This is a genomic window from Ruegeria sp. CDSA020, assembly GCF_059612345.1.
Map to the genome: position 1 here is coordinate 18,865 of NZ_JBXWQK010000002.1, position 22,583 is coordinate 41,447.

Here is a 22,583-nt window from a genome sequence, read left to right on the forward strand (position 1 = left end):
GCGCCGCGCTCGGCCCAGCTGCTTTGAATCTGATCTCGGATCAGATCTCTGCAGACCGGAGTTTTCCCGACCACATTCCCCGCGAAATTCAAATTGACGCTCATTTTTCCCGAGGCAGATCCGGCAAGCCGTGCTATAAGGCCGAAAAATAAAAAAGACCGGACAGGACATGAGCAGCAACACCATACTCAAGGACACCTTGCGCGAGGCGATTCTGGCCGAACCAGATGCCATTCTGGATGACAAGGACCTGATGCAGGCCCTCGTCACCGCAAATGAGCAGGCGCGCGGGAATAACGTCATCGACCTGCGCGGCATAGCCATGCAACGGCTCGAAGCCCGGCTGGACCGGCTGGAGGATACGCACCGCTCGGTCATTGCGGCAGCCTATGAAAATCTGGCCGGCACAAATCAGGTTCACCGGGCCATTCTTCGGCTACTTGAACCGGTCGGATTTGAGGAATTCCTGCACATACTTGGTGCAGATGTGGCTGACATACTGCGTGTCGACCGCATTACGCTGGTTCTTGAAACGACGGCAGTCCAGAAAGACCCGGCAATCTCAAGACTTGCAGGCGTGCTGGCCATCGTCGAACCCGGTTTCGTCGACAACTATCTGACCTTTGACCACAGCGGCCCAGCACGCGAGGTCGTCTTGCGTGAAATCATCCACCCCGCACACAGGATATTCGGCAGTGATGCGGATCACCTGCGCTCCGAAGCTTGTCTGAGGCTGGATTTGGGCGAAGGCCGCCTGCCTGGCATGATCATCATGAGCGCAAAAGACCCCAGGCACTTTACGCCAAAACTGGGCACGGATCTTCTGACTTTCTTTGCTGGTGTCTTCGAACGGTCGATGCGCCATTGGCTGTCGTGAGCCTTATTTCTCCGGCTTGTCGTGACGCACTGCAAAACTGGCTTGATGGCCTGGGGGCCTTGTCAGGCCGGTCCGAAAACACGCTTACCGCCTATCGGGGGGATGTGTCCGAATTTCTGTCCTTCATGACACTGCACCATAGCGAAAGTCAGGGGATGGCGGCGATTGCACGGATTACAATCTCGGACATGCGGGCATGGATGGCCGATCAGCGCGCATCCGGCGTTGGCTCGCGCTCGCTTGCGCGCAAACTTTCCGCCGTAAAAACCTTCTACCGTTGGCTTTCCGAGCGTGAAGGGTTTGAGCCGACCGCAGTTCTGTCGACGCGCGCCCCCAAATTTACCCAAAAACTCCCTCGACCCATGGCCGAGGATGCCGCACGTGCGATAATTGAGACGGTCGAGATGCAATCAGCCAGCGACTGGGTTTCTGCCCGCGACGTTGCGGTCGTTACTCTTTTATATGGCTGCGGCTTGCGTATTTCCGAGGCTCTCTCACTGACCGGAGCGGATACCCCTTTGCCCAACTCGCTGCGGATCACCGGCAAGGGCAACAAAGAAAGGGTCGTCCCGGTCCTGCCGGTCGCGCAAACAGCTGTAGATCAATATGTAAAGCTGTGCCCCCACCCCCAATCCAGGGAGAAGGCACTGTTTCGCGGGGTTCGCGGAGGCCCCCTGAACCCCAGAGCCATTCAAGGTGTGATGGCCAAAGCACGCCAGCAGCTTGGGCTGCCCTCCACTGTAACACCCCATGCCATGCGCCACAGTTTCGCGACCCACCTGCTGTCTGCGGGCGGTGATCTACGCACCATTCAGGAATTGCTGGGCCACGCATCGCTGTCCACCACCCAAGCATATACTGCGGTCGACACGGCGCGCCTGATGGAAGTTTACAACCGCACCCATCCAAAAGCCTGAGCAAACGCTATCCACATTGACCGGGCTTTTGGTTTGCATCTGGCCCGCGCATCATTCAAGAGACACCATGACACACAGATTCAAAGCTCTTTCCGTACATCTATTCACCGCGACCGGCGCCGTATTTGCAATGCTCGCCATGCTGGCCGCCGTCGAAGAGAAATGGAGCCTGATGTATCTGTGGCTGGTCGTCTCGTTTATTGTGGACGGTATCGACGGGCCCTTGGCGCGGCACTATCACGTCAAAAAGAACGCCCCGGAATTTGACGGCGTGCTTTTGGATCTGATCATTGATTACCTGACCTATGTGTTCATCCCGGCCTTTGCCCTGTTCAAATCGGGCTTGATGGACGGCTGGACCGGCTGGTTCGCCATCATTGTCATCACCTTTGCCAGCGCTATGTATTTTGCCGACACTAGGATGAAGACGAAGGACAATTCCTTTTCCGGCTTTCCGGGCTGCTGGAACATGTTCGTCATTGTGATCTTCGCGCTCGAGCCCAATTTCTGGGTTATCCTGCTGCTGGTGACGCTGCTTTCGCTGGCGATGTTCCTGCCATTGAAGTTCATCCACCCAGTGCGCACAGAACGCTGGCGCAATGTGTCATTGCCGATGGCATTTGCCTGGACCTTCTTCGCCGGATGGGCTGCCTGGGTCGATTTCCACCCCGAAAGCTGGGCCCATTGGGGTCTGGTGATCACCAGCTTGTATCTGGTGTTCGCAGGAATTGCCCAGCAGGTGATCCCGCCACGCAAAGCATAAGGTCACAGGACCTCCTGCACCTCGAACTCGGTTCCGTTATGAGCGAACACATCACCCTGTTGCAGGCCGGCCATCGCCAGATAAATCGGGCTTTGGGTTGAGATGCCCATATAGGTTTTGCCGTCCACTTCGAACCGCGTGGTCGAGACGCAGACCACAAAGCGCCGGTTGTTGAACTTGACCACCGCACCCGGTTGCACCCTGTCGGTCAGATCAAAATCCGTATTCTCGATCACATCGATCTTGGCATGATGAGCATGAACCGGCGCATCGAAGGCTGCTGCCAGATCGGCATTCTCACGCGAGGCTGCGATGTCATCCTTGTCATGCCCTTCCCGGTCATCAAGCTGCGAATCTTTCAGGAAAGCGTCGTAATGCGCCTGTGCGGTCGCAAGCTCTTGCTCTTCAAGTGACATAAGGCGGTCGATGATGGCCTTTTTACGAGCTGCCAGGTCTGGTTGATCGGTCATACCATGCGATCCTTTGAAATCTCTATTTGAAACAAATTGGGCATCAACCAGCGGGATTGCAACAGAATTCCGCTTTCTAGATCAGCAGACCGGCGGCGCGTTCATGGCGCAACAGCGCGACTTTGGTTTCAATCCCGCCATCACCTGAAAACCCGCCCAGCCCGTTTGCGGCCAGCACCCGGTGGCAGGGGATAATCACCGGAATGGGATTGGCGCCACAGGCCTGCCCCACCGGTTGCGGGGGCTGACCGAGCTCCTTCGCGAGATCACCATAAGTTCTGGTTTCGCCCAGCGGAATGGCAAACATCAGGTCGCAAACCTGACGCAGAAATTCCGACCCCTCGACACGGTAAGGCAGATCGAACCTGTCCAACCGCCCCTGATTATAGGCGCGCAGCTGCGCGGCGGCCTCCTGCAACAGGGGCGTGACTTCGCCCTGATTGTCGCCATTCCAGATCAGGCGCGTCACCGCGCCATCTGTTTCTTCAACACCCAAAGTCCCGAAACGGGTCTCAACCGCAATCATTCCCATGCGAACAGGCTGACAGAAACCGCGCGCATCACAACCCGAATTCTGCGGATCCGGATCTTCATCTGGCCAAAAATACCTCGGAGCGCGAGGCAGAGCCTCGCAAAAGACTCCGCCTCAGCCGCAGAACACTGATTAGCTCAGCGCGTCGTTACAACGCCCGCACACGCCGTCATGCGCATGGCGCCCAACATCAGGCAGGATTTTCCAGCAGCGCTGACATTTCTCGCCCTCAGCCTTTTCGAACACCACGGCCACGCCCTCGATTTCCGGCAGGCGGAACGCCTCGGCCGGGGCCGGATCTCCGGTGACGGTCAAACCGGACGTGATGCACATGTCATCGACGTCAAACGTTGCCAGAAGATTGCGGGTTTCACCATCTTCGACATGCACGATCGGTGCGGCCTCAAGGCTGGAACCGATGACCTTATCCTGTCTCTGAACTTCGAGCGCGGCAGTCACAGCGCGGCGGACCCGGCGGATCTTGGCCATGCCAGCCTCAAGCTCGGTATTGCGCCAGTCGGCAGGCGTATCCGGGAAGTCCACCAGATGGACCGAGCTGTCGTCACCCGGAAAACGCTCCAGCCAGACCTCTTCCATAGTGAAGACCAGAACTGGGGCCAGCCATGTGGTCAGACGGTGGAACAGTATATCCAGCACGGTGCGCGCGGCACGACGGCGCAGATTGTCGCCGTCGCAATACAGCGCATCCTTGCGGACGTCGAAATAGAAGGACGACAGATCAACGGTTGCAAAGGTGAACACCGCACTGAACACGCCCTGGAAGTCGAAAGACGCATATCCTTTTCGCACCTGTTCATCCAAATCGGCCAGACGGCTGAGCACCCAGCGTTCCAGGCGCGGCATATCCGCAGGGTCCACCCGGTCGGCCACAGAAAAATCAGCCAGCGAACCCAGCATGAACCGCATGGTGTTGCGCAGCCGGCGATAGCTGTCAGCAGTGCCCTTCAGGATTTCCGGTCCGATCCGCTGGTCAGCGGTGTAATCGGTCTGTGCCACCCATAGACGCAGAATATCGGCACCATATTGCTTGATGACCTCTTCGGGCACGATGGTGTTTCCCAGCGATTTGGACATCTTGTTGCCCTTGGCATCGAGCGTAAAGCCATGGGTCACCACGTTGCGATAGGGCGCGCGGCCCTTGGTGCCGCAGGCCTGCAGCATGGACGAATGGAACCACCCACGATGCTGGTCGGTGCCTTCCATATATACATCGGCGATGCCGTCCTCGGTGCCGTCCTCACGGTCGCGCAGCACAAAGGCATGGGTCGAGCCCGAATCGAACCAAACATCCAGAACGTCGAACACCTGATCCCAGTCATCCGGGTTATAGTCATTGCCCAGGAAGCGCTCTTTCGCGCCGTCAAGATACCAGCAATCGGCCCCGTCCTGTTCAAACGCTTCTTTGACGCGCGCATTCACGCCAGGGTCGCGCAGCAGAAAATCGGGATCGGTCGGCAAAGCGCCCTTCTTGGTAAAGCAGGTCAACGGTACGCCCCAGGCGCGCTGGCGCGACAGAACCCAGTCTGGCCGGGCCTCGATCATGGAATACAGGCGGTTGCGGCCGGTCTGCGGGGTCCATTTCACCAACTCGTCGATCGAACGCAGGGCGCGTTCGCGGATGCTATCGCCCATTTCGCCCATGCCGTCGTCCAGTTTGCGGTCGACCGAGGCAAACCATTGCGGCGTGTTGCGATAGATGATCGGAGCCTTCGAGCGCCAGGAATGCGGATAGCTGTGCTTGATCTTTCCGCGCGCCAGCAACCCGCCAACCTCAACCAGCTTATCGATCACGGACTTGTTGGCATCACCCTCACCGCCCTTGCGGGACAGGATGTATTTGCCGCCAAAGAACGGCAGATCAGCGCGGAACGAACCATCGTCCATCACGTTATAGGTGATGACCTGCTCCAGCATGCCAAGATCACGGTAGAGCTCAAATTCCTCCATCCCGTGCGACGGCGCGCAGTGAACAAACCCCGTTCCTTCGGTGTCGGTCACGAACTCAGCCGCGCGGAAGTCACGGATGTCGTCCCATTCGCCATTGCCGCCCTTGGCCCCGGCCAGCGGGTGGGCCAGTTGGACAGATGACAGCTCATCTGCTGTGACATCACGGACGCGGGTCCACTGGTCGTCGTTCAAGCGGGCGCGGCCCAGCACATCAGCGGCCAGATTGTCCGCCAGCAGGAACTTGTCGCCAACAGCAGCCCAGCATTCCTCTGGCGCATCAGTGACTTCGTACAGCCCGTAGGAGATGTCCTTGCCATAGACCACAGCCTTGTTCGACGGCATGGTCCACGGGGTTGTCGTCCAGATCACAACAAACGCGTCATCCAGATCGCCCGCATTCACAACCTTGAACTTCACCCAGATGGTGAAGCTTTCCTTGTCGTGATACTCGACCTCGGCCTCGGCCAGGGCGGTCTTTTCAACCGGCGACCACATCACAGGCTTGGACCCCTGATACAGCGTGCCGTTCATCAGGAACTTCATGAATTCATCCGCGATCACCGCCTCGGCGTGATAGTCCATGGTGATGTAGGGATCGACCCAGTTGCCGGTGATGCCCAGACGCTTGAACTCTTCGCGCTGGATGTCGATCCAGCCCTCGGCGAACTTGCGGCATTCCTGACGGAAGTCGACAACGTTCACCTCGTCCTTATTCTTGCCCTTCTTGCGGTACTGTTCCTCGATCTTCCATTCGATCGGCAGACCGTGACAATCCCATCCTGGCACATAGCGCGCGTCGTGGCCCATCATCTGATGGCTGCGCACGATCATGTCTTTGATCGTCTTGTTCAGCGCGTGACCGATATGAAGGTGACCGTTCGCATAGGGTGGGCCATCGTGCAGGGTAAAGGGCGTGCGGCCCTGTTTTTCACGCAGGCGGTCATAGACACCGATCTCTTCCCAGCGTTCCAGCCATGCGGGTTCGCGCTTGGGCAGGCCTGCGCGCATGGGGAAATCGGTTTTCGGCAGGTTCAGCGTGTCTTTGTAATCAGGTGTTTGGGTCGTGTCGGCGCACATTGGGGGCGTCCTTTGGATGATCTGGTCGTATTGGGATCGAAGCGGTCGGTGCGAGTTCTCAAACACCTTTGCCCGGCGTCTCAGTGGTCAGAGCGCCGGGGAAATAATTCGAATAATGATGGCCAGACGGGCATACATGGCCGCGCTTATAGGACGCCCACAGCTAATGGTCCAGAGGTTCCGCCCCTTGTGGCGATTGGCGCAGCTTTGCCCAGCGATTCAGCCACGCCAAACCGGCCAGTGCAAGCCCCAGCGCCAGCAGCGAAAAGACCCGGATCAGGCCGCCCAGCCCGGCGATGTCGATCAGAAATACCTTAGCCACGGCCAGTCCGATCACAGCCAGCCCCACCTTGCGCAACAGGTCGGACCGACGGGCCAAAGATTGATAAAACAGCGCCGCGCCTGCAATCAAAAGGGCCAAGGTATAGGTGTAAAGCTCTGGTTGGCTGACCCCAGCCTCGGCATACATGCCACCGGGACCCTGCCAGAAATGACGAATAGAAGCACCCAGCCAATATGCTGCAAGCGCACCCGCAAGACCGAAACAGCCCTGCCGCAACCAAACCGGCATCTGTTCAATGCGCCAGGCTGACATGGCAAGGACCCCGGCAGGAAGAAGGTATGCTATGGCAAGCGTGTTCATCAGCGCAGGCCCCAACACGGGATCACTGTGCACATAAAGAACGGGATTTGCCTCGGTCAGCGCTTGCGCAAGTCGGAACAGGGCATGGGCGGCAAAGAACGTCGCCAGCCCATAGCGGACATAGTTCAACGGCCCGCCCAAATCGAACCGCCGTATCTGTGCCGCCGCCAACAGCAGCCAGATCACCGCCATCAGGCCCAACCCCCAATGGCTATCCTCCATCCCGCCTTGACCGAACCCTTCCAGCCAGCGCAGCAGCAGCAATGACAGCAATATCCCCGCGGTTGCCCAGGCTGCGCTTTCCAGCAGCAAGATCGCAACGGGGCGGTTCAATTCCCGGATCAGGCCCCAGGCGAGAACATATCCAAGGGTGGCGGCGCCATAGACCAACGTCATTTCACCGACCGGCACCGTATTGGCCCAGTACAGGCCCGGGTTCAGGATTAGCCGCACAGTCACCGTGAAGACCCCGGCCCAGATAAACCAACTGAGCTGAGGCAGGTTGAACCGACGATCCAGCGCGGCAGCGGCTACAACGGTCACAACCAGCGCAATCGTCAGGGCGCCAGAACTCAGCACGATGACACAGGCAAATGCAAGACAGGACAGCGCGGATAACGTGGCCAGCGCAGGACGTATACGTTGTTCACCATCCACGCGCGCATAGCGTTCGGCCAAGACCACCATCAAGGCACCCAGAGCCATTGCGTGCAGCCCCCAGAAATACGCGCCCAAAACCTCGGCCGGGCGCCAAGCGATCTCAAGAGCGATGGCAAGTATCGGTGCGGTTATTACCGCCCCAGCCGCCCAGACCACGCCATGGCGCCCCTGCTGCATCGATCGCCACGCCGCCGCAACCGACAGGGCTGCACCCAGTGCCACAAGCAATGTCACGACAAAGGGAAAATCCGCCTCGGGGGTTTCGGCATAGGTCTCAGCAAAACGCTGTGCGACCTTGCCCCGATCCCACCCCTGGAGAAATACGAGCCAGACAAGGCCAACAATCGGGAAAACACTGATGTCCTGAAGTGCCCTCGCCCCGCTTGTCCAAACGATCATCGCAAAGGCCAGACCAGCCAAAAGCGTCAGGCTCAACCAGAACTCACCGGCGGAATCCGGCCAGTGCAGCGCCAGGATGGCCGAGCTGACCGCAACCGCACCGAATGCCAGACGCGTCGGAAACTCGGGCCATGCCTTACCGCTTTGGCGTCGGATCATTTCGCTGACCATCGGGCCGGTGTGATCAGGACAAATTCGCCGGACCGGAATCGCAATAGTGATGAGCGCAAAGGCGGTGATGCAGGTCAGATAGCCCGGCTCTGTCATCGGTTCCGACAGGACCAGCAGCAGACACGAAGAATAACCTCCGACCAGTGTCAGAACCGAAATCCACGCCCATCGGCGGACGGTGTCTATACCCAGGCCCAGAACCGTTATGGTCAGGAAGTAGCCATATAACCAGGTCGGATCATCCGAAGAGCCACCGACCAAGAATGGGGAGGCAAAGGCACCTGTCAGCCCGACAGCTGCCAATAGCGGACCATGGAACCAGCCCAAAACCAGCCCGACAGATGCGACGCCAACCATGGCGACAAGCGCAAATTCAGGGCCGATCAAGCCATATAGTTGCCGCGCCGCCAGAACGCCGCCAAACAGTGTGACCAGCCCCGCGCCTGAGAACACCGAGGGCAAATAGGCGCTCGCGGAGTCCACGCCATCGCCATAGCGCCTGCGAATGACCTCTCCGCTGACAATCAGCGCCGCGCCAAACAGCAATGCGGCAACGACACGTGCCGACGGCGGCAGCAACCCGTTCTCGACGCCGTATTGCACCAAGAAAATTCCCGCCAGTGCCAGCGACAGTGCCGAAACGACATAGAACCAGTTTTCCTGCAGCCATTCCTGCAGCAAAGCAAAACGGTCAGAGCTGAAAACCAGTGCTTCTTGAGGAGATTGCGGGGGGATTGGCTGTTCGGTCTCAGGTTGGTCGGCTGTCGGCCACACTGGAGGCGCTTTGGTCGGAATAGCCTGCGCCTTGGCCTCGGGCTCTGTCGCGGGTTCTGGTTCAGTTTTGGTGCCTTGTTTCAGTGACAGGATGTCCGCCTCTAACCGGACGACCCGCCGCCGCAACCGAACCTGACTGACAAGCAGCAGCACAATGGTCAAAGGAATAGCCAGCGCAACCAACGCAAGAAGGACCAGAAGGGATTCCAACCTGTTTCTCCTATCAAGTTCTCTGCAGGCTAACCTGATGCATCAGGTAGAAACAGTCCGGAATACCGTCCTGCATACCGCGACATGGCCTGAAATCAAAACAGGTCTATTGAAGGGCGGGAAATCATGAGCCAGACTATGGCCAAAACGGCCAGAAATGCGGGGACCCCACATGCAAACCAAAGCCGGAACAATATGAAATACGAACGCGGCAGAGCAGTATCGCGATCTGCCGCCTCTTGCGCGAGGTTCCGCATCTTTATCTGCAGCCAGACGACCGGCAGCCAGAAGACCCCGGTCAGAACATAAAGCAATAGTGACAGCAGCACCCACCCTTCGACCAGTGACCAGCCCAATCTGAAGGCGAGCAAGCCACCTGAAATTGGCTGCAAAACAACGGCGGTTGTGGTGAACAGCATATCGGCCAGCACCACGATTGCCGCCGTCTGGGCAATGAAACGCGGGTCGCGTGACCGATGGGCCATCAGCATGAAGAATGCGATTCCGGCCCCGGTTCCCAACAAGACGCAGGCCCCGATCACATGAAACCAGCGCAAGATCGGATCCGGGTCCATCATCGGCTTTTCACCATTGGCAGTGCGACCAGCGACAACATGATCGCGGGAATGACTTTAACAAGCGGTCCAAGCGGGTCGAGCCACAAAGCAGGAACCATAAATGAGGCCGCCAACAGGTAAAAGATCGACACACCGAACTGAGCCATGCAGGCGCGTTCTGCCCAGGGACGCCAAAGGATCGCAAGCCCCAGAAAGATATCGACACATGACCAGAACAGCACACTGACCACAGCGGCACCACTGGTCCAGCCTGCGACGGTTAGGACTTGTGTGGCTTGCGGCAGGCTCAGCAATCCGAAAACACCTGAGAGAACCCAGAAAAGGCTGAGCACCGCAACCGTCAACGGCATCAGCAACGACATCCGTGCAGCCAACCTGTGTTCGCGGGAACAGGCCATGCTGCGATAAATCTCGGGCATTGAGAGCATGGATTGACCCGTCGCCATGCGATAAGGGACCGGGTCACCAAGAACTCCGCTCGCCATGACTGTCATCGCGTTGCTGCGAAGGGGCGAACGCCACCCCAAGCGCCCAAGTTGATCGGCGCAACCGGCGGCGAATTTAGCAACCACAGCCGGTGCCGTTATCCGAACACGTGCCTTAGGGAACCCCATCCAATGGCGGGTTTCGTCCAGAACCTCGGACAGCGAATGAGCCTGATCCTCGACCAGATCATAGGTTCCCTGTGGCAACGTCTCATCAATGGCCGCCGCCACGGCGCTGCACAAATCGGCCAGTCCAACACATTGAACCAGCGTCTGCGGAAAGGCGATCGGTTGCACAAGCGGAATTGCGGCCAGCATGCGCAACAAGGTCGTTCCACCATAGTCAGTCTGCCCGATCACAAGGCCCGGCCTTAGAATCCACAGCGGCACGCCACTGGCCTGCAAGGCGGCATCCCCGGAGGCTTTGGTGCGCATGAATTCCGTGTCTGCCTCTGGGCTGCTTCCGGTTGCAGAAATCTGAACCAAAGCAATCTCGCGCGCGGCGCAGGCCTGCCCGAGGGCGGCAATCGCAGTGTGATGCACCGCCTCGAGATCGTCCTTTGGTCCGTCCTGCAACGCCCCGGCGCAGTTCACGATACAATCAAAACCTGACAGAATTTCCCGCCAATCGTGTGGGTGCGTGAGCTGGCGCAAATCTCCCTGAGCCAAAGACATCCCGGGCAGGATTTTCTCACCCAGGTTTGTATCGCGCACAAGGCCGCATACATTGGCACCTCGATCCGAAAGAGACCGCATCATCGCCGCGCCGATAAACCCATAAGCGCCTAGAACAAGTATATTTTTCCCAGAACCTTGCATCGGGCACCTTACCTGCTGAAGTTGCGCCCCAACCTAGCGGGTCGAGCGGCAGCCGTCTGCGGCACCGGGCAAACTGCGACAATTCCGACCGCTAGGGGTGAAACAGTGAACCGACGAAATAGGCGATTGCGGCAGCGGCCCCACCAATCAGCAGCGTTTCGATCCCTGACCGCCACCACGGAGCCAGCGACCAGCGGCTTTTGAGGGCACCAATGGCAAAGAAAACACCCATCGTCATCCAGGCCGAAGCAGCAAATGCCCGGTCCACCGAAAACAGAAACGGCAAAAGCGGAACCATGCCGGCCACAAGAAAGGCAAAAAACGTCGCCACCGCAGCTTTGCGCGGATGCGGATCGACGCTGCCCAGGCCATATTCTCCCTCGATCATCAGGTCGATCCAGTTGTCATGGTTTTCCGTGATCGCATCGGTGGCTTCGTCCAGCACACGGCCCGACAGTCCTTTCTGGGCTAAAATCTCGCGCACCTCGTTCCGTTCACCATCGGGATAAAGATGTATATGACGCTCCTCGATCGCGCGAATGCGCCGGATGTTATCCAGTTCAGCCTTGGTGCCCGAGTAGTTACCCGCCGCCATCGAAAACCCGTCAGCCAGCACATTGGCCAGCCCCAGCGCGATGATGATGAACGGTGACAGCCCCGCCCCGGCAACGCCCGCAACGATGGCAAAAGTGGTGACTGATCCATCGATCCCGCCGTAAACCACATCACGCAAAACGCCACGCCCCGGCGGCGCGTTGATACGTGCCGCGATTTCTTGCTGGCTGTGTCCATGGTCTGTCATGGGTGCCTCCTGCTTTGTTATGATGCGCGGCTGGCAGGAACGCTTTGTCTCAGGTCAAGTTTTCGAAAACAGCCCCGCCAGCGCACGCTTGATCATCGACCGGGTCGAGGGCTTGTGACGGTCCGAGAACGGTAAAGGACGGCAGACCTCCATCGCGGCCACGCCGACGCGCGCGCTAAGCGCCCCGTTAACCAGGCCTTCGCCAAACCGCCGCGACAGTTTGCTTAGGACAGAGCCGCCCAGCACCGGTTCCAGCAAGTCGTCGCCCATAGCCACGGCGCCGGTTGCAACCAGATGCACAAAGACCGCCCGGGTCAGGCGCCAACTGCCCAGAAAACCGGCCCGCCCACCATAGATCTCGGCAACGCGGCGGATCATCCTCAGCGAAGCGGCCAAAGCCGTCGCCACATCCGCAAGAGCCAAAGGAACCAGAGCGGTCACCGTCGCGACCTGACGCGCAGCGGCCTCGACTTCTCGACTGGCCGCGGCATCCAGAGGGGCCAGCAGCTCATCCTCGGCCAGAGCCATCAGATCCGAGGCATCGAAAGGCTCAGCGATACGTTCGGCCAGCCTATCGCGGCCCCATCGAACGTCCTCGCGCCCGTTGTAAAATGCCAACAACCGGTTGGTTACAGCGCGGGCTTGCGTCAGATCCGCCTCCGCCAACGCGGTGTCTGCGGCGCGACGGATGCCATCCACACGCGAAAGCCGCCCGATCGCAGCAAGTTCCCGCAAAGCGATGATCAGGGCAACCAGCAGCAACGCGCCAATCAGACCAGTTACAACCCATCCCAAAACCGGCGCGCGCAACAGCAAAGCGGTCACAAAATCCCATGCCGCCACCGAGACAACCGCGCCAATGACCGCCGCCGCCAGTCCCCAGAACCAGCGTGACAGGGCCGACGGTTTCCGTGCAGCCAGACGCGCGGCGGCCTGCATCGCCTTCCCCTGTGGTTCGCCCGCATCCGGAACGGGCGGTGCCAAAGCGACATCCGCAACAGGTTCCTCGGGATCAAGATCGATCAGAACCGGACCCTTAGCCATCAGCAGCCCTTTCTCTGTTCCAGACAAATTTGATGTCCGGCAGGTTTTCGTCATTATCGGCTCCGTCACCGCGGGCGACCTCGGCAAACCCGTTGCGCTCGTAGAACCTTCGCGCGCCCTGGTTGGCCTGAAAGGCGAACAGGGACAGCTTTTGTCGGCCAGATTTCGCCTGATTCAACAGGCGCTGCCCGATCCCCTGATTGCGCGCTGACGCACGCAGGTAAAGCGAATGGACCTCTGAACCATTCAATGCCAGAAAACCAACTACACCATCCTCGTTTTCAGCAACGGTGATCCAGTCGCGATCAATCATCACGCCGCAAAAGGCGATGGTTTCGGCACAGGAATGCAGCTCTGGCATCCACTCATTTTCACAAGCAAAACCATGCAGGATTTCCCCCGTCGCGCCAGCATCCGTGCTGCGCGCAGGGCGGAGCGTTACGGTCATAGCCGGTCTCCGATCAGGAACTGGGCCGCGCGATCAAGCCGGATATGGGGCGGGCCGTCACCCGATCGCAGGGTCAGGTTCGCAGGCGCAAAACTCATGAACCCATAGTCTTCGCCCAGCCAGCTTTCTGCTCCGCTGCGGGCTGGCCCCAACAAATGAGCTGGGTCTTCGGGCAACTCACCGGGGTAGAAGGCCGCCTGCTTGCCGTCAAGCAAAGTGCCCCGCACGCAGGCAAGCGGCACTCCTTCATGGGTTCGCATCTCTTCGGTTGTTGCCCGCAAAGCCGCCAGTGACACAGCCGAGGTCTCGGCCCCGGCAAAACTGGCGCGGTCACGGGCGTCGCGTGTCAACGCCTCCATGATGCTGGTCAGACGCGGATGCTGCAGGTGGTGCAAATGATCGGCCTTGGTGGCGGCAAACAAAATGCGCTCGACCCGCTTGCCCAGAAGATACTGGCTGAGCCACGCGTTGCGCCCCGGACGGAAGGCCGACAGGATATCTCCCATCGCCCGGCGCATATCCTCAATCGCTTTCGGCCCTTTGTGAATCGCACCCAGCGCGTCGACCAGAACAACCTGTCGATCGATCCGGGCAAAATGTTCGCGAAAGAACGGTTTGACCACGCGCAATTTATAGGCCTCATACCGCCGCGCCATTTCGCGGTGCAGGCTGTTACGGGTGGCGACCCCTTCGACTGGCAGCGGCGCGAAGGTCAGAACCGGTGATCCCGCCAGATCACCCGGCAACAGGAACCGTCCCGGCGTACAATCGTAAAACCCGGCATCGCGCGCCGTGTTCAGATAGCCCGAGAACGCCTGCGCCAAAGATTGCGCCACCGGCTCATCATGTTTTGCCTCTGGCGCGACCGCTTTGGCCTGCGCCAGAAAATCTTGTGCCTCGGCCCGCTCTGTGATGCGGTTCAGCGTTTCGGTTGACCAGTCGTCATAGGATTTGTCCAGCAGGGCCAAGTCCAGCAACCATTCGCCCGGATAATCCACAATATCCAGATGCACGGTTCGCGGCCCTTTCAGGCCAGACAGCAGACCGGCAGGGCGAACCTTGAACGACAGGCGCAACTCGGACACGGCGCGGGTGCTTTCGGGCCAATGCGGATTTGGCCCGGTCAGCGCAGCAAGGTGGTTTTCATAGTCGAACCGGGGCACGGTATCATCCGGCTGCGGCTGAAGGTAAGCTGCGTTGATCCGTCCCTCATGCTGCGCAACAAGGCCCGGCATTCGCCCACGGTCCAGCAGGTTTGCAACAAGCGAGGTGATGAACACCGTTTTGCCCGAACGCGCTAACCCGGTGACACCAAGGCGGATGACCGGCTCGAACAGAGCTTCGGAAACGCTGTCGCCCACGGATTCCATGCCGCGCACAAGACTGTCTGCCATAGATGAGATGACCAAGCCGTCGCCCCGCTTTTATCGTTTCGCTCAAGATAGGTAGCCACCGTCCGACATGCCAGCGCTTTCCGGCCCCTTGCCCGCCGCCGCGCAGCACGGTACCAGCAGCCCATGCCCAGATACGCGTTGAAAGTCGAATATCACGGAAAGCCGTTTGCCGGGTGGCAAAGGCAGAAAGATCAGCCCTCGGTTCAGGGGGCGATCGAAGAGGCATTGTCGCGGATACAACCGGGGGATCACACGATCGCTGCGGCGGGTCGCACCGATGCCGGTGTCCACGCGCTGGGACAGGTAGCCCATTGCGACCCGATCAAGGAATGGGACCCTTTCCGACTGTCCGAAGCGCTGAACTATCACCTCAAGCCGCAACCAGTGGCTATCGTGAAAGCCGCACGGGTGGACGATGACTGGCATGCGCGGTTCTCGGCGCTTGAACGGCAATATCTGTTTCGCATCCTGATGCGCCGCGCGCCTGCAACCCATGACGCGGGGCAGGTTTGGCAAGTCAGTCACCCGTTGGATATTGATGCGATGCAGGCCGCGGCGGACATGCTGATCGGACGGCATGATTTCACCACGTTCCGGTCCACGATCTGTCAGGCCGCCAGCCCGGTCAAGACGCTGGATGAATTGCGCGTGGAGCAGGTACAGGGCTTTTCAGGCCCCGAGGTTCATTTCCACGTCCGGGCACGGTCGTTCCTGCACAATCAAGTGCGAAGCTTTGTCGGCACGCTGGAACGTGTCGGCGCCGGTTCATGGACGCCTGAAGATGTGCGCGACGCGCTGCAAGCTGAGGATCGTGCCGCCTGCGGGCCGGTTTGCCCGCCACAGGGGCTGTATCTTGCGCGGGTCGGCTATCCGGACCCGGTGTTCGACTAAAGCGCGCTCAGCAACAACCCGCCAGCTATCACCGCTATCAACAACCCGGCGACCAGCTCGATGGTTGGGGCCAGCACCTGTGCAAACCGCGTCGCTGAGGCCGAGGCCAGCATCCCCCCGCGCAGACCGAATGAGGTCCACCCTACCAGAGTGGTGACAGTCGCAGTGCCCAGCGCCATGCAGAACGCCCCGGCGATGCCAACGATGGCGATGCCCATCTGCCAGGTCAGGATCAACACAAACAGCGCCCCGGTACAGGGGCGTGCGGCGATTCCAGCGATCAGCAACGCCGCCTCGCGCAGGCTACCGACCTGCGCCACCTCATCCGCAGACGGACCATGCCGGTGGCCGCAATCCGAACAGGTTTCGTGATCGTGGTGATGATGATCTGCGCCGTGATCCCGGCTGCGTTTGGCAAAGCTCCGCAAGGCGCGAAACACTAGCCAAAGCCCGATCGCAGTGATCGCCCCATAGCTGACTGGGGCCATGATTTGCTCCGTTGTGTCGACCAGTCTTTCCCGAGACATCTGGAACACCAGCACACCGGCATAGACCAGAACAATCGCGGTTACGGCCTGTCCAAGGCTGGACAACACACTGATCGCTGAAAGCCGCCAGAACGCCACACGCCGGCCAAGCCCATAGCCACCGATCAGGACTTTGCCATGCCCAGGACCGATGGCGTGGAAGAACCCGTAAGCGAAGCACACCGTCAACAAAGTCATGACCGCCTGAGGTTGTTCGGCGCGGGCAGCGCGCAGAGACCGCGCAATCTGGTTCTGAAATGCACGCTGTTCACCGGCAGCCCATGCCGCAAGTTGGTCAAACCCGCCGCTGAACCAGAACCAGAGCAGAACTCCGACCGCCAGAACAAACGGGACAATCAGGTATTTGGACATGAAATTCGGATCTCGGTTGCAAAGTTTTCGCCCACCATCGGGATGTCATTTTCCTCAAGGTCGTAATTGGCATCCAGCGTCAGCAGAAACGCCTGCATTTGGGCAAGCTGTCCGTCGACATCTGGCTCGACGCGGTCAATCTGGCAGGTCTTACTCCCCGAAACCGTCACCGGACGCGTCAGGTCATATGCGGTGTAATATGTCTCATCAAACGCCTTGGCCGATAAGGCGGTGGCCGGTACAGGCCCCCCTTCGACACTGCGCAGATGCGAGGTCACGATGCGCCCGTCCTCCATCAATGCTTTCGGCTCCAGTGGGCCAGAAAGCGGCAATACCTCAGCCTCGGACCAGACGACCAGATCACCGTTATAGCCCTGATCCCACTGCGCATCGAACCCGGACAGGAAATCCTGTTCGCTTTCACTTAGAAGACCGTCGCCATCCTGATCCAGCTTCATGTCTTCGAGGACAAGCAAAGAGTAAAACTCGTCATAGGCCCAGGTCACACGGACATGGGTCAGCTGCCCGGAATCGTCCACAATGAATTCCAGCCCCGTGTCGATAAAGACATGCGGGTGCGTCATCGCCGGGATCGGCAAACAGCAGGTCACTAGGGTCACAAGCCAGCGCATGGGCGAAAGATAGGGTGTCGGCCTGCGCCCGGCAATCCCATTTGGGCCGGGCGCGCAGAAGCTGGCCGATGGCTCAGGCAGGTGGGAACAAAACAAGGGTCTGCAGGGCTGTTCCAACCGGCCCTTCGGTGTCATACAAAACCGATTGCGACATGCCGATACCCGAGGGCTGCCAATGGCAGACAGACTCGGAGGCCAGCCAATCCGAGACCGGCTCGCGGTGCACCTGAATCGTCAGATCGGTATTCATGAACCCCATCTCGGTTGTGGGGGCATTCCACGAAATGCCATTGCCGCAATCTGCCAGTGGACACAGCGCCTGAATCGGAGATTGCACCTCGTCCCCAAGCAGCGGAGGCGTGCGCATCCATATCGTTTTGGGACCGACACCCTGATTTCCACCCTTGGGATAGAGCACATCTGAATAGGTCGCGAACCCAGGAAGATCGTGCCGAATTTCGCCGATGGGAAATGGGCCGTCCACCGTGTCCGCCAGTTGCGGAGATGAGAGAGCGACATTGGGAACCGGGCCAAGGTCGCGGCGGGCAAGGTGCATAGTTGTGGCTACGGCACATAAAGTGTTGTCCAGATCGTGCACAGTAACCCGAGTGGTCGCCAGCGTTCTGGTGTGCCGCGTCGTCTCGGCCGCAACCCGCAACCCGGACAGGGGCAGCGGGCGCAGCAGATCGACCGTCAGCCGGGTCAGCAACTTGTCCGGACCAATTTCAGATTCCGCGGCGCGCACGATCAGACCGCTGACCGGACCAGCATGGCAATGTTCGGCAGACCACGGACCCCGCGCCGGGTCATTGCCGACAAAAACCCCATCCGCGCGTAGTCTGAAATAGGGCAACCTGGACATATCAGATTTCAAGACCACTTGGGACCTCAGACCTTTTCCTGTGTATGTTTTTTCAGCTCGGTCCGTGCGACCTGACGTCGATGCACCGCGTCCGGCCCATCGGCCAGCCGCAGGGTCCGTACATGCGTCCACGCGGTCGCCAGCGGCGTGTCCTGACTTACCCCTTGCCCGCCATACATCTGCACCGCCTCATCAATCACCTTCAATGCGACCCGCGGGGCCACGACCTTGATCTGGCTGATCCACGGGGCCGCCGCGCGCGCATCGCCCTGATCCATGTACCAAGCAGCCTTGAGGCAAAGTAGCCGGGCCATTTCGATCTCCATCCGGCATTCGGCTATGATATCGAAATTCGCCCCAAGCTGCGCCAGCTTCTTGCCAAATGCTTCGCGTTGCAGCGACCGTTTGCACATCTGCTCCAGGGCCATCTCTGCTTGCCCAATAGCACGCATACAGTGGTGAATACGTCCCGGCCCCAATCGACCCTGAGCGATCTCGAACCCGCGTCCTTCGCCCAGCAGGATACTCTCGGCAGGCACCCGGACATTGGTAAAGCGAATATGCATATGCCCGTGCGGCGCATCATCATGGCCGTAGACTTCCATCGGGCGCAGCACTTCGATCCCCGGCGTTCCCGCCGGCACCACGATCATCGACTGGCGTTTGTGAACAGGCAGGTCATCACCGCCCGTCCGGACCATGACGATATAGACCTTGCACCGCGGATCACCGGCGCCTGAGGCCCACCATTTCTCGCCATTCAGAACGTAGGATTCGCCGTCCAGCACACAGGACATCGAAACATTGGTGGCATCAGACGAGGCGACATCCGGTTCGGTCATCAGATAGGCCGAACGGATTTGCCCATCGAGCAGCGGCTTGAGCCACTCTTGCTTCATCTTTTCGGACCCGTACCGCTCGAATACTTCCATGTTGCCCGTATCCGGGGCCGAACAGTTGAAGATTTCGGCACCCAGCGGGGTCTTTCCCATTTCTTCAGCAAAAAAGGCGTATTCCACAGTTGTCAAACCCAGCCCTTTTTCACTGTCGGTCAGCCAGAAGTTCCACAATCCCGCCGCCTTGGCCTTGGCCTTCAACCCTTCAAGGATATCCGCCTGCCGGTCGGTATATTGCCAGCGGTCACCTTTGTTGATTTCAGCATGGAACTCTTCTTCCAGCGGCATGACTTCATTTCGGATCATCTCTGTTACGCGGGTCAACAGTTCGCGGTTTTCCTCGCGCAGGCCGAATGACATGTTCATGAGTTTTCTCCTCCGCCCCGACACGCGGGCATTACCTTTGGGCCGAGAATGACTTAGCCACCGTCATAATGTCCAGTTGGGTGACGGGACGTCACCCAACCCTATATGAGATTAAACGAGTGCAGTAACCGGAGACTGGCGACCGTATAGCCGTCAATAACCTGCGTCGCGCGCGGGTGTAGCAACCCAATTAGGGTGTGAAAATCCAGTTACCATTGGCATCCTGGCACCTGCGGGTTCTGATCTCACGGGTCTGCTCGGCACTCGGAGGTCGGATAAAATGCTGCAGATGCACGCAATTATCGCGGACCTCGCGCACACGGACGGTGCCCTTGGCCCCGGTCTCGGTGCTGATCCATTCACTTTCGGCACCAACCTGCGGCAAACCACTGCCCAGCATGGTGTCTGTGGTTGCACTCAGCAATGTGAAATCATCCGGGCTCAACCCCGACTCTGCGATGATGCGAGACAGCGGTTTCGCGCTGCCGGCAACACCAATGCTCAGCACCAGAACACCTGCAACTAATAGTGATCCCCAAATTCTCATACCGCCTCGCAATTCTGCAACCAATTTACATTCAAGGATATACCCGGGAAGGCACAGGGCCAAGCCCTAGTCTGCAACCTTCAAATTATCCCGAAGAAACCTATTGCAACTCTGACGCTAGGCCATGCCGAGCGTCCCTCGCATAGTGCACGAAACACGAACCAGAGGCATTTGATGGCACACCCGACTTATTATGCGCCCCATGGCGGACACCCCGGACAGGACACCCTGTTAACAGATCGCGCCATGTTCACCGAGGCCTATGCCGTTATACCCAAGGGTACGATGCGCGACATCGTCACCAGCTATTTGCCCTTCTGGGAAAACACCCGCCTGTGGGTTTTGGCACGCCCCCTTAGCGGGTTCGCCGAAACCTTTTCGCAATACATCATGGAGGTCCAACCCGGTGGCGGTAGCGATACGCCCGAAACGGACCCCGCAGCGCAGGCGGTGTTGTTCGTTGTCGAAGGGGCGGTCACATTGACGCTTGAGGGAAGTGTTCACGTTTTGGAAACTGGTGGATATGCCTATATCCCCGCTGGTTCCAAATGGGCGTTGCGCAACCATACGGAGCAGCCAGCGCGGTTTCATTGGGTTCGAAAGGCTTATGAGGCAGTGCCCGGCCTGCCCAAGCCGGACCCGATCATCACCAATGAACAAGAGGTCGCCCCGATCGAAATGCCGGGCACCGAGGGTCGCTGGGCCACAACACGTTTCGCGGATCCGCAAGACCTGCGCCACGATATGCATGTCAACATCGTGACTTTTGAACCCGGCGGCGTGATCCCATTTGCCGAAACCCACGTCATGGAACACGGGCTGTATGTGCTGGAAGGCAAAGCCGTTTACCGGCTGAATCAGGACTGGGTCGAGGTCGAAGCCGGAGACTTTATGTGGCTGCGCGCCTTTTGCCCTCAGGCCTGTTACGCAGGCGGTCCCGGGCGGTTCCGGTATCTGCTGTACAAAGATGTGAACCGCCAGATGCCTCTTTCACCAGGCGGGCGCTAGGATAAATTCGGCCTTGGCGGAACTGGGCAAGCGCGGTAATCTGGTGGAATAACAAACGGTTTTAGTTCAGGAGATTGTACGATGGCACTGCGCAATGTAACGCTGGCACTGGCGGCTGCAATCGGCCTGACGGCCCTGGATGTGACCCCTGCAACCGCCAAAGAGACGAATACCGTCAACGTCATGAGCCGCACCTGGGCCATTACCCAGGTTTCGGAAGCTCCGGTCGTATACCGTGCCACACGTGATAACAACAATCTCAACCCATTCGGCCCCCCGCCCCGGCTGCGCACTATTCAGGCCATCGCGGCTATTCAGCAGGCTACCGGGTGCAAGCCGATTGTGGCCAGCATGTACCAGAACATCTCGGGCCAGTTCTTTTCACAGGTCAGCTGTAACTGATCCGGACAGGAAACTGGCATTGAGGTTAATTCAAGCCCCTGCCATAGCTTGCGCATGAAACTCGCAATTAACGGATTCGGCCGCATCGGCCGCACGATTTTGCGGCAGCTTCTGGCCATGCCGCTCGGTCACGACATCGAACTGGTGCTGATCAACGACATCGCACCGCTAGAGACCTGCGCCTATCTGTTCAAGTACGACAGCACTTTTGGGCCCTATCCGGGCAAAGTGGAACAGGGAACTGCGCAACTGGTTGTCGATGGGCACGCTATTCCTGTTACACACAGCCCCAACCTCAGCCGGGTTGATCTGTCCGGTGTAGATGTCCTGATGGACTGCACCGGCGTTGCCCGGACATCGGATGTTGCCAGTCAGGGCCTGACCGCAGGGGCAAGGAAAGTACTGATTTCCGGCCCATCGCCTGCGACCGAGGCCACAATCGTTCTGGGTGCAAATGAGGATCAGCTGGGCAATGCGCGGATCGTGTCAAATGCCTCTTGCACCACCAACGGGCTGGCTCCGCTGGTCAAGGTTCTGGACGGGATCGCTGGTGTCGCGTCGGGCCATATGACCACCATCCACTGCTACACCAACAGCCAGCCGATGATCGACGCTCCGCGTGGTGATCTGGCACGGTCACGCGCCGGAGCGCTGTCGATGGTCCCGACCACCACCAGCGCTATGCACCTGATAGACGAAGTCCTGCCCCATCTGGCCGGGCGCATCTCGGGCGCGGCGGTCAGGGTGCCTACGGCAAGCGTTTCCGCGGTTGATCTGATTGTGACGCTGAAGCGCGGCCTGAGCGCCTGCGATTTTGAAACCGCCCTGCGTGCAGCCGTTGCAGAGTCTCCCGTTCTGGGTTGGACGGATGAGCCGCTGGTGTCGTCCGATTTGCGGACGCGGCCGGAATCTCTGATCATCGCAGGGCCAGAAACCCGGCAGATCGGCGAAACTCAGGTTCGTGTTTTTGGCTGGTATGACAATGAATGGGGGTTTTCAGCCCGCATGCTGGATGTCGCTCGTATGATGGCCGACACATAGGCGGATCG

The 22,583-nt window shown here is 59.2% G+C and carries 22 protein-coding genes; 7 read left to right on the forward strand and 15 right to left on the reverse strand.

Features of this window, described 5'->3' with window-relative positions:
* The first annotated feature begins 169 nt into the window (after nt 1-169).
* From AC2FJW_RS03115 to AC2FJW_RS03125, 3 genes are all read left to right on the forward strand, one after another.
* Nucleotides 170-877, forward strand: a complete 708-nt coding sequence (locus tag AC2FJW_RS03115; RefSeq protein ID WP_496692329.1) for a DUF484 family protein — start codon at nt 170-172, stop codon at nt 875-877.
* A complete protein-coding gene (locus tag AC2FJW_RS03120; RefSeq protein ID WP_496749184.1) occupies nt 874-1,794 on the forward strand; it encodes a tyrosine recombinase XerC in 921 nt (306 codons plus the stop codon). The genes AC2FJW_RS03115 and AC2FJW_RS03120 overlap by 4 nt, the downstream gene beginning before the upstream one ends.
* A 67-nt stretch (nt 1,795-1,861) precedes the next feature.
* Complete coding sequence (locus tag AC2FJW_RS03125; RefSeq protein WP_271952286.1) at nt 1,862-2,557, forward strand: CDP-alcohol phosphatidyltransferase family protein; 696 nt, start codon at nt 1,862-1,864, stop codon at nt 2,555-2,557.
* Nucleotides 2,558-2,559: 2 nt separating this feature from the next.
* Here the strand turns inward: AC2FJW_RS03125 and AC2FJW_RS03130 are convergent, their stop codons facing one another.
* The 10 genes from AC2FJW_RS03130 to AC2FJW_RS03175 all read right to left on the reverse strand — a co-directional run bounded on the left by AC2FJW_RS03130 (nt 2,560) and on the right by AC2FJW_RS03175 (nt 15,046).
* On the reverse strand, nt 2,560-3,027 hold the full coding sequence (locus AC2FJW_RS03130) for a GreA/GreB family elongation factor (RefSeq protein WP_142640155.1): 468 nt from the start codon (nt 3,025-3,027) through the stop codon (nt 2,560-2,562).
* A gap of 76 nt (nt 3,028-3,103) precedes the next feature.
* Nucleotides 3,104-3,559, reverse strand: coding sequence for a methylated-DNA--[protein]-cysteine S-methyltransferase (locus tag AC2FJW_RS03135; protein WP_496749185.1), 456 nt, complete (start codon nt 3,557-3,559; stop codon nt 3,104-3,106).
* A 132-nt stretch (nt 3,560-3,691) separates the two neighbouring features.
* A complete protein-coding gene (gene ileS, locus AC2FJW_RS03140) occupies nt 3,692-6,604 on the reverse strand; it encodes an isoleucine--tRNA ligase (RefSeq protein WP_496696916.1) in 2,913 nt (970 codons plus the stop codon).
* A gap of 163 nt (nt 6,605-6,767) precedes the next feature.
* Entirely contained in the window at nt 6,768-9,461 is a 2,694-nt protein-coding gene (locus tag AC2FJW_RS03145) for a DUF2339 domain-containing protein (protein ID WP_496749186.1), read from the reverse strand.
* Nucleotides 9,462-9,556: 95 nt separating this feature from the next.
* Nucleotides 9,557-10,036 (reverse strand): DUF2269 family protein, encoded by a 480-nt coding sequence (locus tag AC2FJW_RS03150; protein WP_496749424.1) that lies wholly within the window; start codon nt 10,034-10,036, stop codon nt 9,557-9,559.
* Nucleotides 10,036-11,343 (reverse strand): SDR family oxidoreductase, encoded by a 1,308-nt coding sequence (locus AC2FJW_RS03155; protein WP_496749187.1) that lies wholly within the window; start codon nt 11,341-11,343, stop codon nt 10,036-10,038. Before AC2FJW_RS03155 ends, AC2FJW_RS03150 begins: the two co-directional genes overlap by 1 nt.
* 91 nt (nt 11,344-11,434) lie before the next feature.
* Complete coding sequence (locus AC2FJW_RS03160) at nt 11,435-12,145, reverse strand: VIT1/CCC1 transporter family protein (protein WP_281973820.1); 711 nt, start codon at nt 12,143-12,145, stop codon at nt 11,435-11,437.
* Between the two features lie 54 nt (nt 12,146-12,199).
* Nucleotides 12,200-13,189 carry a YcjF family protein gene (locus AC2FJW_RS03165; protein WP_496696951.1) on the reverse strand — a complete coding sequence of 330 codons (990 nt, stop codon included), beginning with the start codon at nt 13,187-13,189 and terminating at the stop codon, nt 12,200-12,202.
* Nucleotides 13,182-13,637 carry a GNAT family N-acetyltransferase gene (locus AC2FJW_RS03170; RefSeq protein WP_496696910.1) on the reverse strand — a complete coding sequence of 152 codons (456 nt, stop codon included), beginning with the start codon at nt 13,635-13,637 and terminating at the stop codon, nt 13,182-13,184. Before AC2FJW_RS03170 ends, AC2FJW_RS03165 begins: the two co-directional genes overlap by 8 nt.
* Nucleotides 13,634-15,046, reverse strand: a complete 1,413-nt coding sequence (locus AC2FJW_RS03175) for a YcjX family GTP-binding protein (RefSeq protein ID WP_496696908.1) — start codon at nt 15,044-15,046, stop codon at nt 13,634-13,636. Before AC2FJW_RS03175 ends, AC2FJW_RS03170 begins: the two co-directional genes overlap by 4 nt.
* A gap of 108 nt (nt 15,047-15,154) precedes the next feature.
* Between AC2FJW_RS03175 and truA the strand changes: the two genes are divergently transcribed.
* On the forward strand, nt 15,155-15,922 hold the full coding sequence (gene truA / locus AC2FJW_RS03180) for a tRNA pseudouridine(38-40) synthase TruA (protein WP_496749188.1): 768 nt from the start codon (nt 15,155-15,157) through the stop codon (nt 15,920-15,922).
* Here truA and AC2FJW_RS03185 read toward each other — a convergent pair.
* From AC2FJW_RS03185 to AC2FJW_RS03205, 5 genes are all read right to left on the reverse strand, one after another.
* Nucleotides 15,919-16,821 (reverse strand): nickel/cobalt transporter, encoded by a 903-nt coding sequence (locus AC2FJW_RS03185; RefSeq protein WP_496709654.1) that lies wholly within the window; start codon nt 16,819-16,821, stop codon nt 15,919-15,921. The genes truA and AC2FJW_RS03185 overlap by 4 nt on opposite strands.
* The gene (locus AC2FJW_RS03190; protein WP_281996060.1) at nt 16,806-17,453 is read right to left on the reverse strand and encodes a DUF1007 family protein; all 648 of its coding nucleotides are present in this window, start codon (nt 17,451-17,453) and stop codon (nt 16,806-16,808) included. Before AC2FJW_RS03190 ends, AC2FJW_RS03185 begins: the two co-directional genes overlap by 16 nt.
* A 73-nt stretch (nt 17,454-17,526) precedes the next feature.
* Entirely contained in the window at nt 17,527-18,315 is a 789-nt protein-coding gene (locus AC2FJW_RS03195; RefSeq protein WP_496749189.1) for a thioesterase family protein, read from the reverse strand.
* A gap of 26 nt (nt 18,316-18,341) precedes the next feature.
* Nucleotides 18,342-19,577, reverse strand: a complete 1,236-nt coding sequence (locus tag AC2FJW_RS03200; RefSeq protein ID WP_496749190.1) for an acyl-CoA dehydrogenase family protein — start codon at nt 19,575-19,577, stop codon at nt 18,342-18,344.
* A gap of 190 nt (nt 19,578-19,767) precedes the next feature.
* Nucleotides 19,768-20,124, reverse strand: a complete 357-nt coding sequence (locus AC2FJW_RS03205) for a hypothetical protein (RefSeq protein ID WP_496701077.1) — start codon at nt 20,122-20,124, stop codon at nt 19,768-19,770.
* A 174-nt stretch (nt 20,125-20,298) separates the two neighbouring features.
* Between AC2FJW_RS03205 and AC2FJW_RS03210 the strand changes: the two genes are divergently transcribed.
* The 3 genes from AC2FJW_RS03210 (at nt 20,299) to AC2FJW_RS03220 (ending at nt 22,575) form a co-directional block, all read left to right on the forward strand.
* Nucleotides 20,299-21,132, forward strand: coding sequence for a bifunctional allantoicase/(S)-ureidoglycine aminohydrolase (locus tag AC2FJW_RS03210; RefSeq protein ID WP_496692319.1), 834 nt, complete (start codon nt 20,299-20,301; stop codon nt 21,130-21,132).
* Nucleotides 21,133-21,213: 81 nt separating this feature from the next.
* Nucleotides 21,214-21,534, forward strand: coding sequence for a hypothetical protein (locus tag AC2FJW_RS03215; protein ID WP_142640120.1), 321 nt, complete (start codon nt 21,214-21,216; stop codon nt 21,532-21,534).
* 54 nt (nt 21,535-21,588) lie between these two features.
* Nucleotides 21,589-22,575, forward strand: a complete 987-nt coding sequence (locus AC2FJW_RS03220; RefSeq protein ID WP_496714317.1) for a type I glyceraldehyde-3-phosphate dehydrogenase — start codon at nt 21,589-21,591, stop codon at nt 22,573-22,575.
* Nucleotides 22,576-22,583: the final 8 nt, after the last annotated feature.

Excerpts from the sequence above, each read along its gene's own strand:
- AC2FJW_RS03115 (WP_496692329.1), top strand. The coding sequence starts at position 170 with ATGAGCAGCAACACCATACTCAAGGACACCTTGCGCGAGGCGATTCTG.
- AC2FJW_RS03125 (WP_271952286.1), top strand. The coding sequence starts at position 1,862 with ATGACACACAGATTCAAAGCTCTTTCCGTACATCTATTCACCGCGACC.
- AC2FJW_RS03130 (WP_142640155.1), bottom strand. The coding sequence starts at position 3,027 with ATGACCGATCAACCAGACCTGGCAGCTCGTAAAAAGGCCATCATCGAC.
- AC2FJW_RS03135 (WP_496749185.1), bottom strand. The coding sequence starts at position 3,559 with ATGGGAATGATTGCGGTTGAGACCCGTTTCGGGACTTTGGGTGTTGAA.
- ileS (WP_496696916.1), bottom strand. The coding sequence starts at position 6,604 with ATGTGCGCCGACACGACCCAAACACCTGATTACAAAGACACGCTGAAC.
- AC2FJW_RS03150 (WP_496749424.1), bottom strand. The coding sequence starts at position 10,036 with ATGGACCCGGATCCGATCTTGCGCTGGTTTCATGTGATCGGGGCCTGC.
- AC2FJW_RS03155 (WP_496749187.1), bottom strand. The coding sequence starts at position 11,343 with ATGCAAGGTTCTGGGAAAAATATACTTGTTCTAGGCGCTTATGGGTTT.
- AC2FJW_RS03160 (WP_281973820.1), bottom strand. The coding sequence starts at position 12,145 with ATGACAGACCATGGACACAGCCAGCAAGAAATCGCGGCACGTATCAAC.
- AC2FJW_RS03165 (WP_496696951.1), bottom strand. The coding sequence starts at position 13,189 with ATGGCTAAGGGTCCGGTTCTGATCGATCTTGATCCCGAGGAACCTGTT.
- AC2FJW_RS03170 (WP_496696910.1), bottom strand. The coding sequence starts at position 13,637 with ATGACCGTAACGCTCCGCCCTGCGCGCAGCACGGATGCTGGCGCGACG.
- truA (WP_496749188.1), top strand. The coding sequence starts at position 15,155 with ATGCCCAGATACGCGTTGAAAGTCGAATATCACGGAAAGCCGTTTGCC.
- AC2FJW_RS03185 (WP_496709654.1), bottom strand. The coding sequence starts at position 16,821 with ATGTCCAAATACCTGATTGTCCCGTTTGTTCTGGCGGTCGGAGTTCTG.
- AC2FJW_RS03190 (WP_281996060.1), bottom strand. The coding sequence starts at position 17,453 with ATGCGCTGGCTTGTGACCCTAGTGACCTGCTGTTTGCCGATCCCGGCG.
- AC2FJW_RS03195 (WP_496749189.1), bottom strand. The coding sequence starts at position 18,315 with ATGTCCAGGTTGCCCTATTTCAGACTACGCGCGGATGGGGTTTTTGTC.
- AC2FJW_RS03200 (WP_496749190.1), bottom strand. The coding sequence starts at position 19,577 with ATGAACATGTCATTCGGCCTGCGCGAGGAAAACCGCGAACTGTTGACC.
- AC2FJW_RS03205 (WP_496701077.1), bottom strand. The coding sequence starts at position 20,124 with ATGAGAATTTGGGGATCACTATTAGTTGCAGGTGTTCTGGTGCTGAGC.
- AC2FJW_RS03210 (WP_496692319.1), top strand. The coding sequence starts at position 20,299 with ATGGCACACCCGACTTATTATGCGCCCCATGGCGGACACCCCGGACAG.
- AC2FJW_RS03215 (WP_142640120.1), top strand. The coding sequence starts at position 21,214 with ATGGCACTGCGCAATGTAACGCTGGCACTGGCGGCTGCAATCGGCCTG.
- AC2FJW_RS03220 (WP_496714317.1), top strand. The coding sequence starts at position 21,589 with ATGAAACTCGCAATTAACGGATTCGGCCGCATCGGCCGCACGATTTTG.